Origin of the sequence: Caenispirillum bisanense (assembly GCF_900230255.1) — a bacterium.
GTDB classification, from domain to species: domain Bacteria; phylum Pseudomonadota; class Alphaproteobacteria; order Rhodospirillales; family Rhodospirillaceae; genus Caenispirillum; species Caenispirillum bisanense_A.
This window is the reverse complement of record NZ_OCNJ01000022.1, coordinates 1-15726: the sequence shown is the minus strand read 5'-3', so window position 1 is coordinate 15726 and position 15726 is coordinate 1. Positions and strand designations below refer to the sequence as shown.

Below are 15726 nucleotides of genomic sequence, written 5' to 3'. Positions count from 1 at the left end.
TCCGTCTACACGGTCAGGTCCAGGTCTTCCCGCATGCGGCAGGCTTCCGCCATGATGCGCGCCAGCAGGATGACCACGAGCCCGATGAAGAAGGGCGTCACCTGGAACTCCAGGTAGACGGGCGGCTCGGCCATGGGCTCGAACAGCCATAGCGCTGGTCCGATGAGGGCGACCGCGGCCGCATCCACGCCGACGAAGACGAGCAGCAGCACGCCGAGGCGCCGGATGGCCGCTGCCGCCTCGGGCACGAAGACCCGGCCGGCGGCATAGAGCCGCAAGAGCGCGTGCAGGGTGAGCAGGATGACCTCCAGCACCACCACGTGCGCCGTGCCGAGGACGGCCACGGCGGCGCGCGACTGCCAGCTCAGCTCGGCGGCGGGTCGCGAGCCTTCTGGCAGGGCGACGTTGCCCGTCAGCAGCGCGACCGCCATCAGGACTGTCCAACCGACGGGCACCAGCCAGATCAGCACGCGCACCAGCCGCGCCAGGCGCCGGCTGTAGATTTCGACGGAGGTCATGTCCCACCTCGGGGTTCGTTCGATGCCGGAACACTAGCGCTGCGGATCATGCTTCGCAAGCTGTTTTTCACGATAAACATGAATTTTAGCATGAGGGGGGCGAAGAGAGTGGCCCCGCGGCGCCGCCGCGGGCGGACGATGCCCGGCCGTGACAGACAGGCGCCGGGTCCGCTATAGACGGTCGGTCCGCCGCAATCGATCCGGTCCCGCCATGTCGTCCTCCGCCCCGTCGCCCCGCCGCATCCTGGTCGTCAAGCTGGGGGCCTTCGGCGACTTCGTGGTGGCGCTGGCGGCCATGAAGGCGATCCGGCAGACCCATGCGGACGCCCACCTCACCCTGCTGACCACGCCGCCCTTCGTCGGGCTGGCGGAGGCGAGCGGCCTGTTCGACGCCGTGCGCGGCGACGGCCGGCCGTCGGGCTTCGCCGGTCAGGTGCGGCTGGCGCTGGATTTGCGGCGCGCCCGCTTCGACCGCGTCTACGACCTGCAGCGCAACGACCGCACGCGGCTGTTCTTCCACGTTCTGCGGTTCGGCCGGCCGGGGCTGGAGTGGAGCGGCATCTTCCCCGGCGCCACCTTCTACATCGCCGACCCGCGCGAGCCGCGTCGCCATGCCGCCGTGCGCTACGCCGACCAACTGCGCGTCGCCGGCATCACCGTGCCGCCCTATCCCGACCTGGGGTTCCTGCACGGCGACCTGACGCCGCTGCCGCCGCTGCCCGAGCGCTTCGTGCTGCTGGTGCCCGGCGGCGCGCCGCAGCGCCCGGCCAAGCGGGCACCCGTCGCCACCTACGTCAGCCTCGCCCGCCATTGCCTCGGCCAGGGCCTGACGCCGGTGCTCGTCGGCACCGACAAGGAGGCCGACGTCCTCGACGCCATAGCCCTGGCGGTGCCCGAGGCACTGTCGTTGCGCGGCCGGACCGACTTCGGCCAGCTGGCGAGCCTCGCCCGCCGCGCCGCCGGGGCGGTCGGCAACGACACGGGGCCGATGCACCTGGTGGCGGTGGCGGGCTGCCCGAGCGTGGTTCTGTTCTCCGCCGAATCCGACCCGGTGGAAAACCGCCCGTGGGCGGACCAGGTGGTCACCCTGCAACGCCCCCACCTGCGCGACCTGCCGGCCGACGAGGTGGCGGCGGCGCTGGACGGGGTGGTGCGGGGGTAGGCGTCTTGGCAGTCGATCCCGGACGACCTAAACTAACTGAACTTAGTTCGGTTTGGAGGAGGCTGCCCGTGCGCTCGGTCAACATGCATGACGCCAAGACGAACCTGTCGCGGCTGGTCGAGGAAGCTGCGGCCGGCGAACCCTTCATCATCGCAAAGGCTGGCCGCCCGATGGTCAAGGTCGTCCCGCTGACGGAGGAAGACGCGACTCTGAGCCGCGTCGGGTTCATGATCGGCTCCATCGACGTGCCGGACGATTTCGACACCATGGGTGCCGAGGAAATCCGACGACTGTTCGAGGGCAGTTGACGTGCCTGGTCTGCTTCTACTGGACACGCACATCCTCCTCTGGGCAGCAGGTCAACCGGAGCGACTCGGTCGCCGGGCGCTCGACCTCATCAAGGACACGCGGAATACCCCGGCCTTCAGCGTCGTGTCGCTCTGGGAGGTGGCGATCAAGCTCGGCCTTGGCCGCGCGGACTTCCGGGCACCGGACCCGCGCGTCTTGCGCCGAGCATGGCTCGACCGGGGCTACCGGGAAATCCCCATCCTGTCCGAGCACGCCATCGCCGTGCTCCGCCTGCCCCACCTGCATGGCGACCCCTTCGACAGAATGCTGATCGCCCAGGCGGAAGTGGAAGGTGCCACGCTGGTGACGGCAGATGCCGCAATCGCGCGCTATCCGGGACCGATCCTCCACCTGTAACCCCGATCGCCCCCATCGACGACCCCGAAGCGGCCCTTTCGGCTTCTCCCTGCGTTGTGTCACCGCTCTGCCCTTTCCCGTGGTGCGACGGAGGGATCGACGCATGGACTTCAGGACTCTGCTCGGCGAGATTTCCGGCGTGGTGTGGGGGCCGGTCATGCTGGTGCTGCTGCTCGGCACCGGCCTGTGGCTGACCGTCGGCCTGCGCTTCCTGCCGCAGCGCAAGCTGCCCTACGGCATCCGCATGACGCTGGCCGGCCGCACCGCGCCGGCCGGCGAGGACGGCGACATCAGCCCGTTCCAGGCGCTGACCACGGCGCTGGCGGCCACCGTCGGCACCGGCAACATCGCCGGTGTGGCGACCGCCATCGCGCTGGGCGGGCCGGGGGCGGTGTTCTGGATGTGGGTGACCGCCCTGGTCGGCATGGCGACCAAGTATTCCGAGGCCGTCCTCGCCGTCACCTACCGCGAGACCGACGCGCGGGGCGAATACATCGGCGGCCCCATGTACTACATCCGCAACGGCATGGGGCGGAAGTGGGCGTGGCTGGCGTGGCTGTTCGCCCTCTTCGCCACCGTCGCCGCCTTCGGCATCGGCAATACGGTGCAGGCCAATTCCGTCGCCGACGTGATGCAGACCACCTTCGGCGTGCCCAAGGGCTGGACCGGCATCACCATGGCGGTGCTCGCCTTCGTGGTCATCATCGGCGGCGTCAAGCGCATCGGCCAGGTGGCCGAGGCGCTGGTGCCGCTCATGGCCATCGTCTACGTGCTGGGGGCGCTGGCGGTGATCCTGGTCAACATCGGCGAGGTGCCGGGTGTGCTGGCGCAGATCGTCGGCGACGCCTTCACCGGCACGGCGGCCACCGGCGGCTTCGCCGGCGCGGCGGTGTGGGCCGCCATCCGCTTCGGCGTGGCGCGCGGCATCTTCTCCAACGAGGCCGGCCTCGGCTCCGCCCCCATCGCCCACGCCGCCGCCCGCACCCGCGAGCCGGTGCGCCAGGGCACCGTCGCCATGCTCGGCACCTTCATCGACACCATCGTGGTCTGCACCATGACGGCGCTGGTGATCCTGACCAGCGGCCTGTGGACCAGCGGTGAGACCGGCGCGGCCCTGTCGGCGGCGGCCTTCGGCGCCGGCTTCGAGGGCGGCGAGCTGATCGTCACCTTCGGCCTCGTGGTCTTCGCCTTCACCACCGTGCTCGGCTGGGCCTACTACGGCGAGCGCACGGCGGTCTACCTGCTGGGGGTGCGGGCGATCCTGCCCTACCGCCTGCTGTGGGTGGTGGCGCTGTATGTCGGCGCGACGGCGAAGCTCGAGGTGGTGTGGCTGGTGGCCGACGTGATGAACGCCCTCATGGCCGTGCCCAACCTGATCGCCCTGCTGGCCCTGTCGGGCGTGGTGTTCGCCGCCTCGCGCGCCTACTTCTCCCGCAAGGGCTGAGTCGGCGCGGCGGCGTCACGCCACCAGGTCGAAGCGCTCGGCGCGCTGGGCATAGGGCGAGGGGGCGTTCATGGCCAGCGTGGCGCCATAGGCCGCCATGCCGTGCAGCAGGATGGGGATGGGCGGCTTGCGGTAGGCGAGCGGGACGACGTCGGCCCCCGCGCCGCCGCCGAGGGCGAAGGGCGCCATCTCCTCCCCGTCGCCTTGCGACTCGGCGAAGGCGGCGTCCGACTCGGCGGCGCCCTGGGCGCGGGCTTCCGCCATGGCCTGCAGGCGCAGGGCGTCGGCCATGGCGGCGACTCGGCGATCCTGCGGCGAGGGCTCGGCCGGCGCGAGCGCCGCGGCCTTCACCTGGATCATCTTGTCGATGGTCTCGTCTGGCGTGCCGGCGGGCGAGACGTCGATCGCCACCTCGCCGCCGATGGCATAGGTGTTGCCGTCGGGGCCGCGAGTCGTCTCGTAGCGCGGGGCGCCGGCATAGCGGCCGCCGACGGCCTTGTGGGCCTGTTCGTGGGTGCGCACCTCGGCGTCGCGGGCCTTCAGCTCGGCCACCCGGGCCTGCTGCTCGGGCGACAGTTCGCCCGGCATGGACCGCGGCGCGGCGTCGTCCGCCGGCGGCTCTTCCTCCGCCGCCGTCTGCTGGCCGAGGCGCTGGGCGGTGACCGCCGTCTCGCCGCTGAGCGGGGCGCTCCACGGCGTTTCCGGCGCCGCGGCCGCCGGTGCGTCGGCGGCTGGTGCCCGCTGGGTGCGGAGATCGGTCTGGCGGATGGTCGACAGCGGCTCGCCCGCCGGCCGCACCGGCGAGGGCGGCAAGGCGGTGGGCTTGGTGGCCAACTGCTGCATGACGGCGGGCGTCATCATGGCCCACGGTCTCCGGCGCGCGTGTTACACTTCGGGGTAAGAGCGTACACCTAACGGGCGCGCGACAGAAGCCCCCTGCACGCGGCCCGCGCCCGTCAGCGGTCGGCGGCGAGACCCTTGAGGGTGATCAGCCCCTCGGCGGCGGCGCGCTTGATGGTGTCGAGGGCGCGGTCCAGCTCGTCGGCGCGTTCGCGCAGCTCGCGCAGTTCCTCGATTTCCGGCTTGCCGGGCGGGCTCTTGGCCTGGGTCATGGCGAGCGCGGTGCCGACGTAGCGGGCGCGGGTGGCACTGGCCATGCGGGCGAGATCCACCAGCTCGCGCGGGTCCACCTCGCCGACGAATCGGCCGTAGAGCACGCGCGCCTCTTCCGCCACCACGCCGTCCATGTGCTGGATGAACTGCGGCGCCGTGACGTAGCTGTTGCCGAGCAACGCCTCGAGGGCGGCGTTGACGGCACGGCGCGGGCGGCCTTCGAGGTAGTCGTCGTCCATGCGGGGTCCCCGGTTGCGGCGAGTCGCCCCACTGTGGCGCAACCCGCCGCCGCCCGCAACGCCCCGCCTCAGGCGGAGCGGGTGCGGTCCAGGATGCCGGCGGCCTTGCGGCGGCGGATCTCGTCGGCGACCTCGGTCTCGACGATGGTCTTGCCGATGGGGAACAGGCTGACGTGGGCGAGCTTCAGGTGCTGCCACGCGAAGGGAATGCCGATGATGGTCAGGCCGAGCGCGATGGCCGCCGACACGTGCCCGATGGCGAGCCAGATGCCGGCCAGCACGAACCACAGGATGTTGCCGAGGGTGCCGAGCGTGCCGGTGCCGATGTCCTCGCGCCCCGTCAGGTCCTCGCGGTCGACGGCGGCGCGGCCGAACGGCCAGAAGGTGAAGAGGGCGATGGTCACGCAGGCGCGCGCCCACGGCAGGCCGACGATGGTGACCGCCATGATCACGGCGGCCAGCAGCCACAGCAGGCCGGCGATGATGCCCGGCCCGAAAAACAGCCACAGGATGTTCAGAATCAGCGACATGGACGAATCCCTTGCAGATGCATGCGATGCATATGGGGAGCCGGCGCGCGCCCGTCACGATCCCCCGTGACCGCCGCCCGCGCCTGTGCTAGCGATCAGGAAGATCCTGAACGGAGTGTGCGCCCGTGTCGCGTAACCAGTTGATGAAACTCGCCGCCGCCCTCGCGGTGGCCTTCGCCGCGGCGCTCGCCGCCCGCTTCCTGATGGTCGAGCCGCGCGGCGCCGCCCTCATGTGCGCCAGCGAGCAGGCCCAGTGGTGGTGCCCGCTGCGCGGCGCGCTGGTGCCGGTGATGCAGTATTACGTGTTCGGCGTGGTCAGCGTCGTCACCGGCCTGGTCGGGCTGGTGTTCGGCGGCCGCGCCTGGGGGGCGGCCGCCCTGCTCAGCGGCGCCGTCGGCCTCGTGCTCTACAATGCCGAGCCCGCGGCCGTCGGCTTCGTGCTCGGCCTGATCGTCGTCATGCGGAAGCGGGAGCCGTCTTCCCGGCGCGCGCGAAAGCACCGCTGAGCAGCGTCGGCGCCGCCAGCAGCAGCGCCGTCGCCGTCCACAGCCAGGCGTGGGTGTTGAGCACCCCCTCGTTCAGCAGCACGCCGAGCGAGGTGGCGGCCAGCAGCAGCGCCATGGCGCGGCGCTCCGGCCCTTCCTCGCCGTCGGCCGGCGTCAGGGCCAGCAGCACGGCGGGGATGAGGAACATGCTGACCGGCAGGTCGCGGTAGCGGCTGTTGAACAGCAGCCCGAGGCTGGCGACGCTCATGGCGCAGGTGGACAGGAACCGCAGGTCTACCGCCGTCACCCGGCACGGCAGCCCGGCCAGCAGGCGCAGGCCGGCGCCGGCGATCCCCACGCTGACCGCGAGCCAGCCCAGGTTCACCGCCCATTCGGTGGCCCAGCGGCTGGCGTCCAGCGCGTGCCAGCCCTGCAGCACCAGCACGCAGCCCGAGAACAGCCCGCCGAACAGCAGGATGCCGAGGGCGGCCGGGTCGCGCGTCTCGCGCCGCACCAGCGTCACCAGCAGCGGCAGCACCCCGAGCGCGAGGCCGCCGGCCAGCCAGGCGAAGGCGTCGCTGCGCTCGACCACCGGGCCGGTGAGGCTGGCCTTGGGGCCGCGTTCGGCGTCGAACATGCCCCAGGCGCCGCCGACGGTGCCTTCCAGCTCGCGCTTCCACGGCTGGTCGAAGGCCTCGATGAGGTTGTAGTCGGCGCCGGTCTCGTGGGCGGCGGTCAGGATGCCGCGAATGAACAGCGCCTGGTTGACCAGCGTCGGCTCGGCGTCCTGACGGCGGCGGCCTTCCGACGGCCAGCCGGTCTCGCCGATGAGGATGGGCTTGGGCGCGAACTCGTCGCGCACCTCGCGCCACACGGCCATGACGTGGGTGACCGCTTCCTCCACCGAGGTCGGGTCGTCTTCCCAGTAGGGCAGGATGTGGACGGTGACGAAGTCCACGGCGTCGCGCAGCTCGGGATGCTCGACCCAGAACTCCCACACGTCGGCATAGGTGATGGGGATGGTGTGGTCCAGGCCGGCGCGCACCTGCCCGACGTAGGCGGCCAGGGCGGCGGCGGTCTGTTCGCCGCGCAGCAGCACCTCGTTGCCGATGATCAGGCCCTTCAGCGCCTCGGGGTGGGCGTTGGCCATGGCGATCAGGCGGGCGATCTCCGCCTGGTTGTCGACGTCCTTGCGACCGATCCAGGCGCCGGCATAGACGCCGAGGCCGTGGCGGTGGGCGATCTCGGCCACCTTGTCGAGCCCCTGGCCGGTGGCATAGGTGCGCACGCAGCGGGTGAAGGTGGCCAGCACCGCCATGTCCCGCTCGATCTGCTCGGGCGGGATGACGAGGGTTTCGTCGAACGGCGTCTGGTGGCGGTCGTAGGGGGCGTAGGAGACGCAGGCGACCTTGCCGTCCGGCCCGTCGGCGACCGGTACGGGGCGGCCCTGGCGGACGATGAAGGCGATGGCGAGGACCGCACACAGGGCGGTCACGAGCAGCGCGATACGGCGGCCCATGGTGGTTTTCGTCCCGGCAGAAGGTGAGAAGCGATTGCGTTCCTCTACGCTCAATCGCGGGACTTCGCCAGCGGATTTTCCGGGCCGTCCACCCTTGGAACTTTGGATGTACCTTTTACCGCTTGCGACAGTGATTGGTTTACTCCCAGACTTTCGACATATGACGTTCCGCTTCCGAGAGGCCGCTTCCCGGCATGACGCTGCCCGCCCGCTTCTTTTTTCACTCCGCCCGGGGCGTGTTGTTCTGGTTCGCGCTCGCCGTGCTGGTGCCGGTGGTGGGCCTCGGCGCCTACAACGGGCTTGAGGGCCGCCGCGCCGCGCTCGCCAATGCCAAGGTGGAAGCGTCGCGCCTGGCCGCGGCGGTGGCGGAGCAGCACCGCTCGCTGGCCGAGGGCGTGCGCACGCTGATGATGCTCACCGCCGCCGACGAGGAGGTGACCTTCGGCGACCGCCCGACCTGCGAGTACCGCCTGGGCGACATCGTCCGCCGGTCTTCGCTGGTGACGGGACTGGCGCGGGCGCGGGCCGATGGCCAGGTCACCTGCTCCACCATGCACACCGACAAGGCGCTGACGCCGGTGGAAGCGGCGGCGCTGTACGCCGCCACCGATGCCGGCGCCTTCGCCTCCGGGCCGGGCGCCCTGCAGGGGCGCGGCGGGCGGGCGCTGGTGCCCTTCGCCCTGCCGCTGGCGGCGGTGGACGACGACGCGGTGCCGCTCTACCTCGTCGCCCAGGTCAATCTCGCGTGGCTGCAGGATCGCCTGGGGCGGCTGGAGGCGCCGGCCGACGCGCTGGTCTTCGTCACCGGCCCCGACGGCACCATCCTGGCGACGGCGCCGCCGCGCGGTGATCTGATCGGCAGCCGCCTGCCGGTGGACGACGACGCCGCGCTCGCCGCCCTGGTCGACAACGGCCAGAGCCGTCTGGTGGCGGTGCGCGACTTCGAAGGCGGCATCCGCGTCGCCGTCGGCTTCGACCGCCATCGCGTGCTGGCCGAGGCCGACGCCGCCTTCGCCCGCAGCATGGGGGTGCTTATGCTGGTGGCCGTGCTCGGCATGGTGCTGGCCGGCGTCATGGGCGAGCGGCTGATCGTCACGCCGCTGCGCCGCCTGACCGTCGCCGCCGGCGCCATGGCCGACGGCAACCTGACCAGCCGGTTCGGGCCGACCGGGCGGCCGCTGCTCGGCGAGATCGGCGATCTGGCCGCCACCTTCGACGCCATGGCCGACGGCCTGCAGCGGCGCGAGGCGGAACTGGACGCGGCGCGCGAGCGGCTGCGCACGGTGATCGATTCGGCCCTCGACGGAATCCTGACGGTGGACGCGGCCGGCCTCGTGCGCGGCGCCAATCCGGCGGCGGCGCAGATGCTCGGCTATTCGGCGGGGCGGCTGGAGGGCCAGCACGCCCTCGCCCTGGTGCAGCAGTCGCCGCGCCTGCGCCGGCTGGCGCGTCTGGCGGCCGCCGGGCGGGCCGGGCGCGGTCTGGTGCTGGAGGTGACGGCGCGCCGCGCCGACGGCTCCACCCTGCCGGTGCGCGTCTCTCTCGCCCGCTATGGCGAGGGCGAGGAACGCCGTTTCGTCGCGGTGGTGCACGACGTCTCCGCCCAGAAGCAGGCGGAGGCCGAGATGTGCGCCGCCCGCGAGGAGGCGGAGCGCGCCAACCAGGCCAAGAGCGCCTTCCTCGCCACCATGAGCCACGAGCTGCGCACGCCGCTCAACGCCATCCTCGGCTTCTCGGAGGTCATCCGCGACCGCCTGCTCGGCCCGGACGCCGACGCCCGCGTCTATCCCACCTACGCCGGCCACATCCACGAGGCGGGCAGCCATCTGCTCGGCCTCATCAACGACATCCTCGACCTGTCCAAGATCGAGGCCGGCCGCATGACCCTGGCGCCGGCGGTGCAGGACCTGCGCGGCATGGCCGACGACGCCGTGCGGCTGGTGCGCGGGCTGGCGGACGAGCGCGGCGTGCGGCTGGAAACGGCGCTGTCGCCCGACCTGCCGGCGCTCATGGTCGATCCGCGGGCGGGGCGGCAGATGCTGGTGAACCTGCTGTCCAATGCCGTGCGCTTCACCGAGCCGGGCGGCCGCGTCACCATCGAGGGGCGGGCGGTGTCGCCGACGGCCGTCGCGGTCATGGTGCGCGACACCGGCATCGGCATGACGCCCGACGAAATGCGCAAGGCCCTGGAGCCCTTCGGCCAGGCCGACAACCCGCTGCAGAGCGAAACCCGCGGCACCGGCCTCGGCCTGCCCCTGGTCAAGGCTTTGACCGAACTGCACGGCGGCCGCTTCCGGCTGGCCAGCGTCAAGGGCCGCGGCACCACCGTGACCCTGATCCTCACAGCCGCCGCCTCCACCCGGGCCGGAGCCGCCGCGCCGGCGGCGTGACGGCGGCCCCTCCCCATCCCCTCTCCTTTTCCCTGACCGTAGCCCGGTGGTCGGCCGGCGGCGCCGGCTTATACTCTCGTGCGCCGTCGAGTCCGCTGCCGTATACCTTGTTGCAGCCGGTGACCCGCCTGCACGGCTGGGGCGGGCAGGCGGTTGCGCGTAGACTGTGCCGATGACCCGCGGCAGGCGGGCGGAACGGGGAGAAACGGGTCGGTATGGTCCACATGGACGGGAGCGGGCGGCCGCCCTTGGCAGACAAGCTCGACTGGACGCCGGCCCTGCATCCGGGGGCCGTGGTGACGCGCCCGGCGGAACGCCCCGCCGCCGGCCGGCGCGTGCCCCTCGGCCGCCTGCAGGCGCGCCTGCTGGCGCTGCTGCTGCTGGCGGCGCTGCCCGTCTTCGGACTGGAGGTGTGGCGCGGACTCAGCCTGCAGCACGACGCGGTGGCAGCCGCCGAGCGCGACGCCCTCGGCCTCGCCCGCGCCCTGGCCGCCCAGCACCGCCTGCTGGTGGAGGAAGGACGCCGCGGCCTCGCGCTGCTGTCCACCGCCCCGGCGGTGGTCGAGGGCACGCCGGCCTGCGCCGCCGACCTGGCCGCCACGGCGGCGCGCATCGGCGTGCTGACCGGCGTGTCGCTGGTGCGCCCCGACCTCATGTCCCTGTGCAGCGCCGGCAGCAATCCGCCCGGCCCCGCCGTCGCCGCCGCCGTCGCCCGCGAAGCCCTGGCGAGCGGCCGCTTCACCACCGCCGAGGTGACCCACGCCGATCTGCGCGCCCGGCCCCTGCTGCCGGTGGCGCAGCCGGTGCCCGGCCCCGACGGACAGCCGCGCACGGTGCTCGCCGCCGCCCTCGACCTGCTGTGGTTCAGCCCGCGTCTCGTCGAGCTGCTGCCGGGCCGCAGCGACATGCTGGTGCTGGCCGACCGCGGCGGCCGCATCATCGCGACGGTGCCGGAAGCCCCCCAGCTGATCGGCCGGCCGCTGCCCGAGGGTGCGGCCATCGCCGCCGCCGGCAGCGCCGAGGAAAAGGTGCTGCCCGACTCCATGCTCGACGAGCGGCCGGTGATCCTCGCCTTCGCGGGGCACGAGGGCGGCCTGACCATCGCCGTCGCGGCCGACCGGGCGCAGGCCATGGCGGCCGCCGACACGGCCCTGGTGCAGGGCCTGGGCTGGCTGGCGCTGGTGTTCGCGGTCGGCGTCATCGTCGCCCACATGGCGTCCCACTACATGGTGGTGGTGCCGGTGCGGCGGCTGGAGACGGCGACCCGCAGCCTCATGCGCGGCGATTTCGCCCAGCGCCTCGGCCCGCCCTACGGCGGCATCACCGAACTGGCCGACCTGTCGCACGCCTTCGACCAGCTGACCGAGCGCCTCGCCAGCCGCGAGGCCGCCCTCATCACCAGCGAGACCCAGCTGTCGGTGAAGCGCCAGAGCGAGGAACGCTACCGCACGCTGGTGGAACTGGCGCCGGAGGCCATCGTGGTGCAGGCGCGCGGCGCCGTGCTCTACGCCAACTCCAAGGCCGTCAGCCTGTTCGGCGCCGACCGGCTGGAGGAACTGCTGGCCCGCCCGCTCGTCGACCTGGTGCACGACGAGGCGCGCGACATCGTGCGCGAACGCATCGTCGAAAGCCGCGACGACGGCGCCGTCACGCTGCTGGAGGTACGCCTGACGCGCCTGGACGGCCGCGACTTCTACGCCGAGGTGGTGATCGGCCCCATGGGCTACGGCGGTCGCGCCGCCACCCACCTGATGATCCGCGACGTCACCGACAGCCGCGACGCCCGCGAGCGCCTGCGCGAGAGCGAGGAACGCTACCGCGCCCTCATCGAAAGCTCGCCCGACATGGTGCTGGCCCACGATCGCGGCCGGGTGCTGTTCGCCAATCGCCGCGCCGCCGAGCTGTTCGGCGAAAGCGAGCCGGCGGCGGTGATCGGCCGCTCGCTGTTCGACGTGGTGGTGCCGGAACAGCGCCGCCTCGCCGAGGGCCGTGTCGTCTCGTTCTACGCCGACCCGCGCCCGCTGGAGCGGGTGGAGATGCGCCTCGCCCTGCCCGACGGCCGCAGCATGGTGGCCGAGGTGCATTCCGCCCCCATCACCTTCGCCGGGCGCCTGTGCATCCACACGGTGGTGCGCGACGTCACCCTGCGCCGGGCCGAGCAGGCGAGCGTCGCCCAGTCGGCCAAGCTGGCGACGCTCGGCGAACTGGCGGCCGGCATGGCGCACGAGCTGGCGCAGCCCATGAACATCATCCGCATGGCCGCCGAGGCGGCGCTGCTGCGCCTCGACACGCCGGGCGAGGCGCCGCCGCCGGCGGCCGAGCAGGGCCGCAGCGAGGTGCGCAAGCGCTTCGAGCTGATCGCCGGCCAGGCCGGCCGCATGGGCGAGATCATCGACCACATGCGCATCTTCACCCGCCGCGACGACGGCCCGGAGGAGACCTTCGACGCCGCCGCCGCCGCGCGGGCCGCGCTGGCGCTGGTCGACCATGCCTTCACCGGCGACGGCATCGCGGTCCACCTGGATCTGCCGCCGACGGGCCTCGCCTGGGTGCGCGGCCGCCCGGTGCAGCTGGAACAGGTGATCCTCAACCTGCTGACCAACGCCCGCGACGCCGTCCTCGAACGCCGCAGCGACGGCCGCCTGCCGCAGGGCTGGAGCCCGACGGTGGCGCTCGGCTGCCACGTGGAGGCGGGCAGCGTGGTCATCAGCGTCGAGGACACCGGCAAAGGCGTGCCGGCCGAGATCCTGCCGCGCCTGTTCGAGCCCTTCTACACCACCAAGGCGGCCGGCGTCGGCACCGGCCTCGGCCTGTCCATCAGCGACGGCCTGATCCGCGGCATGGGCGGCCGCATCGCGGTGGAGACGCGCACCCTGGGCGACGGGGCGCGCTTCGTCGTGACCCTGCCGCACCTCGGCGTCGGTGCCGGACCGGCGGCGGAGCCGGTGCGTCCGCCCGCCCCGCCGCGCATCGTGCCGCCGCCGGCGGCCGATGCCGACGACGACGAGGAAGCCTCCGCCCTGGTGCCGCACGTGCTGGTCGCCGACGACGAGCGCGAGGCGGCCCTGCTCATGGCCGACTACCTGCGCGCCCGCGGCAATCGCGTCACCATCGCCCAGGACGGCGAACAGGCGACGGAAGCCTTCATGCGCGACCCCGCCGACATCCTCGTCACCGACCTGCGCATGCCGCGGTGCGACGGCCGCAACCTCATCGTCCGCCTGCGGGCCCACGTGCCCGACCTGCCGGTGGTGGTGGTGACCGGTCACGTCGGCGAACAGGAAGCGCGGGCGCTCGAAGCCGACGACGACGTGGCGGCCGTGCTGCGCAAGCCGGTCAGCCTGGCGCGCGTGGCCGATCTGGTCGACGAACTGTTCGCCGCCAGCGCCTGAGGTGGCGGGTCGATTGCGCTCTGTCGCTGTCGCGCCAGAGCTGCGATCATGCGCCACGCAGGCTCCCGCGCCTGACCGGCGCGTCCCGGTCGGCGAGTGTCGACCTAAGTCGATGGAAACGGCTTCAGCGGCCGTCTTCGAACAGTGGGCGGTAGCGCAGGTCTTCCTCCAGGATGTGTTCCATCATCCAGGTCTTGAGAAAGTCCTCGATCTCCAGCGTCAGCACGGGGCTTTCGCCGGCCAGATAGCGCGCCCGGAAGTCGGTGACGCGGCGCCGCAGGGCGGCATGGGCGGTGCGCTGGTCTTCCAGGCGGTCGTAGCCGCGTTCGGCCAGCAACCCTTCCTCGCGCTGGAAGTGATAGTCGGTGTACATCAGCAACTCGCCGAAGATGCCGTGCAGGACCGTCAGGTCCTCGCCGGCCTCCCAGGCTTCGTGCAGGGTGTTGATGAGGTCCACCAGGTTCTGGTGGTCCTGGTCGAGCTGCGGCTCGCCGACGCTGTAGGCCGGCTGCCAGTCGATGAGCGGCATGGGGGTGATGCCTCTGGCCGTGATCTGCGGGCGTGCGGGGGCACGCCGCCTTCCACTATACGGCGCCCGCCGCGGCTGTGAAGCCCCACCCTCCGTACGGGTGCGTCACTTCAGCAGGATGCTCGCCACTTCCTGCAGCTGGGTGCGCGCGCGCAGCAGGTAGAAGCCCTGCACCGCCAGGTGGCTCGGCACCAGCAGGCCGTCGTTGCTGCCGTTGGCGATGAGCAGCGGGTCCATCTCGGCGGCCGTGCGCATGCTGGCGAGCATCTGGTCCCACACGGCGGTCGCGTTCTTCTCGGCGATGACGCCCTGGAAATCCTGGCCGACGGCCGCCAGCAGCATGTGGTAGGCGTAGAGCCGGCCCTTGACCGCATAGAAGATGTCGTCGGCGTCGGTGTCGAACCAGCCGGCGTCGCTTTCCATGGTGTGGTAGTCGAGGGCGCCCGAGGCCGACCCCAGATCCGACGACACGCGCTCGAGGAAGCCGATCAGGTTGTCGGCGCGCCGGTCGTAGACGGCGGCGCCGGTGCCCAGGCGCTGGTTGTAGCCCATGAGCGCCTTCATGCCGGCCTCGTACTGCTTCTCGGCGCTGGCCGTCGGCAGCAGGCTGGTGGAGGGCTCCCACACCCAGATGGTGCCGTCGTACTTGAGCAGGCCCGAGGCGCGGTCGAGGTCGCCGTCGGCCTGGCTGGAGCCGCGGGTGCGGCCGAGGCTGTCGGTCATCTCGATGGCGAAGCGCGACACGGCGTAGATCAGGCCGATCTGGAAGTTCGGCATGTTGTCGAGGGCGGCGGCCGGGAAGATCCACGGCTTGTTGGCGGCCCAGGTGGTGTCCTCGATCTCGCGGGAGATGAGGGCGGTCGCCATGGACACCGCCTGCGACCCGCCTTCCACCTGGAAGCGGGCCGGCGGCGTGAAGTCGACGTCGTCGTTGATGGTGTGCGTCACCAGCATGCCGGCGGGGTAATAGAGCGCCAGCACCAGCAGGACGATGCCGACGACCACCCACACCTTGCCGCGCAGGCGGTGCAGGGGCAGGCGGTCCAGCGGCAGGCGGTCGATGGCGGCTCGCAACACGGGTCGGCTCCTGGTGACGTTCGTCCTCGGCGGCCGCAGCATGCCACGAACGAAGCCCGGGAGCGAGCGGCGGGTGGGGGTGCGGGCGGTTCTTCGGCGGGACGCTGGGGGGCGCTCCGCCGTCCGGTGCCGCTCGGGGGTGCGGAGGAGGGCGGTGCGGGCGGCTGCCGCCGGAGACGCCGTGGATGGCCGGATCAAGTCCGGCCATGACAATTTCAGAAGTGAAATCAACCTCTTGTCATGCCCGGCCACCGAGCCGGGCATCTTCCGTGTTCAACGTCAAGGGCCGTCGCTGGGTGGCCGGCGTCGGAGTGAACCGGGCGTGCTCCGCGTCAAGGCGCGCGGCGGGCGCGCCCGCCCTGCGGGCGGCTTCGGCCTTGACGCGTCCGCGCGCCCGGTTCGGGGGCCGGCCATGACGTCGGCGCGGAGCGCCGAGCGTCGGCCTTCGACGGGGCGGCCTCACGCGGGTGCGGCGTACCTCCACGGCTGGTCGTCGCGGGCCATGGCGTTGAGGATGACCAGGGTCTTGCGCATCACCGCCGTCAGGGCGACCCGCCCGGGCCGGCGGTTCTCAGTGATCAGGCGCTCGTAGAAGATCTTCAGCACCGGATTGAAGCGGATCC

The 15726-nt window shown here is 72.3% G+C and carries 14 protein-coding genes and 1 pseudogene; 7 read left to right on the top strand and 8 right to left on the bottom strand.

The genetic code is table 11. From position 1 onward, the window contains the following. Positions 1-5: 5 nt before the first annotated feature. Positions 6-518 (bottom strand): DUF2975 domain-containing protein, encoded by a 513-nt coding sequence (locus CRP50_RS24150; RefSeq protein ID WP_097281765.1) that lies wholly within the window; start codon positions 516-518, stop codon positions 6-8. A gap of 211 nt (positions 519-729) precedes the next feature. Between CRP50_RS24150 and CRP50_RS24145 the strand changes: the two genes are divergently transcribed. The 4 genes from CRP50_RS24145 (at position 730) to CRP50_RS24130 (ending at position 3829) form a co-directional block, all read left to right on the top strand. Next, positions 730-1680, top strand: coding sequence for a glycosyltransferase family 9 protein (locus CRP50_RS24145; RefSeq protein WP_097281764.1), 951 nt, complete (start codon positions 730-732; stop codon positions 1678-1680). 68 nt (positions 1681-1748) lie between these two features. Beyond that, entirely contained in the window at positions 1749-1988 is a 240-nt protein-coding gene (locus CRP50_RS24140) for a type II toxin-antitoxin system Phd/YefM family antitoxin (protein ID WP_097281763.1), read from the top strand. 1 nt (position 1989) lies between these two features. Next, positions 1990-2385, top strand: coding sequence for a type II toxin-antitoxin system VapC family toxin (locus tag CRP50_RS24135; protein WP_245913704.1), 396 nt, complete (start codon positions 1990-1992; stop codon positions 2383-2385). A 103-nt stretch (positions 2386-2488) separates the two neighbouring features. Then, on the top strand, positions 2489-3829 hold the full coding sequence (locus tag CRP50_RS24130; RefSeq protein ID WP_097281762.1) for an alanine/glycine:cation symporter family protein: 1341 nt from the start codon (positions 2489-2491) through the stop codon (positions 3827-3829). A gap of 15 nt (positions 3830-3844) precedes the next feature. Here the strand turns inward: CRP50_RS24130 and CRP50_RS24125 are convergent, their stop codons facing one another. The 3 genes from CRP50_RS24125 to CRP50_RS24115 all read right to left on the bottom strand — a co-directional run bounded on the left by CRP50_RS24125 (position 3845) and on the right by CRP50_RS24115 (position 5711). Next, positions 3845-4690, bottom strand: coding sequence for a putative metalloprotease CJM1_0395 family protein (locus CRP50_RS24125; RefSeq protein ID WP_245913702.1), 846 nt, complete (start codon positions 4688-4690; stop codon positions 3845-3847). A 95-nt stretch (positions 4691-4785) separates the two neighbouring features. Then, positions 4786-5181, bottom strand: coding sequence for a hypothetical protein (locus CRP50_RS24120; protein WP_097281761.1), 396 nt, complete (start codon positions 5179-5181; stop codon positions 4786-4788). A gap of 68 nt (positions 5182-5249) precedes the next feature. Further along, the gene (locus CRP50_RS24115; RefSeq protein ID WP_097281760.1) at positions 5250-5711 is read right to left on the bottom strand and encodes a YccF domain-containing protein; all 462 of its coding nucleotides are present in this window, start codon (positions 5709-5711) and stop codon (positions 5250-5252) included. Between the two features lie 125 nt (positions 5712-5836). On the opposite strand from CRP50_RS24115, the gene CRP50_RS24110 reads away from it, so the two are divergent. Next, positions 5837-6217 carry a hypothetical protein gene (locus tag CRP50_RS24110; protein ID WP_141415251.1) on the top strand — a complete coding sequence of 127 codons (381 nt, stop codon included), beginning with the start codon at positions 5837-5839 and terminating at the stop codon, positions 6215-6217. On the opposite strand, the gene CRP50_RS24105 is transcribed toward CRP50_RS24110, so the two are convergent. Next, entirely contained in the window at positions 6168-7715 is a 1548-nt protein-coding gene (locus tag CRP50_RS24105) for a hypothetical protein (RefSeq protein ID WP_097281758.1), read from the bottom strand. The two genes, CRP50_RS24110 and CRP50_RS24105, sit on opposite strands and share 50 nt — an antisense overlap. 194 nt (positions 7716-7909) lie before the next feature. Between CRP50_RS24105 and CRP50_RS24100 the strand changes: the two genes are divergently transcribed. Continuing rightward, complete coding sequence (locus CRP50_RS24100; protein WP_097281757.1) at positions 7910-10105, top strand: sensor histidine kinase; 2196 nt, start codon at positions 7910-7912, stop codon at positions 10103-10105. Positions 10106-10353: 248 nt separating this feature from the next. Beyond that, on the top strand, positions 10354-13497 hold the full coding sequence (locus CRP50_RS24095; protein ID WP_141415250.1) for a PAS domain S-box protein: 3144 nt from the start codon (positions 10354-10356) through the stop codon (positions 13495-13497). A 124-nt stretch (positions 13498-13621) separates the two neighbouring features. Here the strand turns inward: CRP50_RS24095 and CRP50_RS24090 are convergent, their stop codons facing one another. The 3 genes and pseudogenes from CRP50_RS24090 to CRP50_RS26250 form a co-directional block, all read right to left on the bottom strand. Next, positions 13622-14026 (bottom strand): bacteriohemerythrin, encoded by a 405-nt coding sequence (locus tag CRP50_RS24090; protein ID WP_097281755.1) that lies wholly within the window; start codon positions 14024-14026, stop codon positions 13622-13624. 105 nt (positions 14027-14131) lie between these two features. Continuing rightward, positions 14132-15103: a DUF2333 family protein gene (locus CRP50_RS24085; RefSeq protein WP_097281754.1), complete on the bottom strand. Its 972-nt coding sequence runs from the start codon at positions 15101-15103 to the stop codon at positions 14132-14134. 459 nt (positions 15104-15562) lie between these two features. After that, a pseudogene (locus CRP50_RS26250) lies at positions 15563-15726 on the bottom strand (IS110 family transposase); the annotation flags it as partial.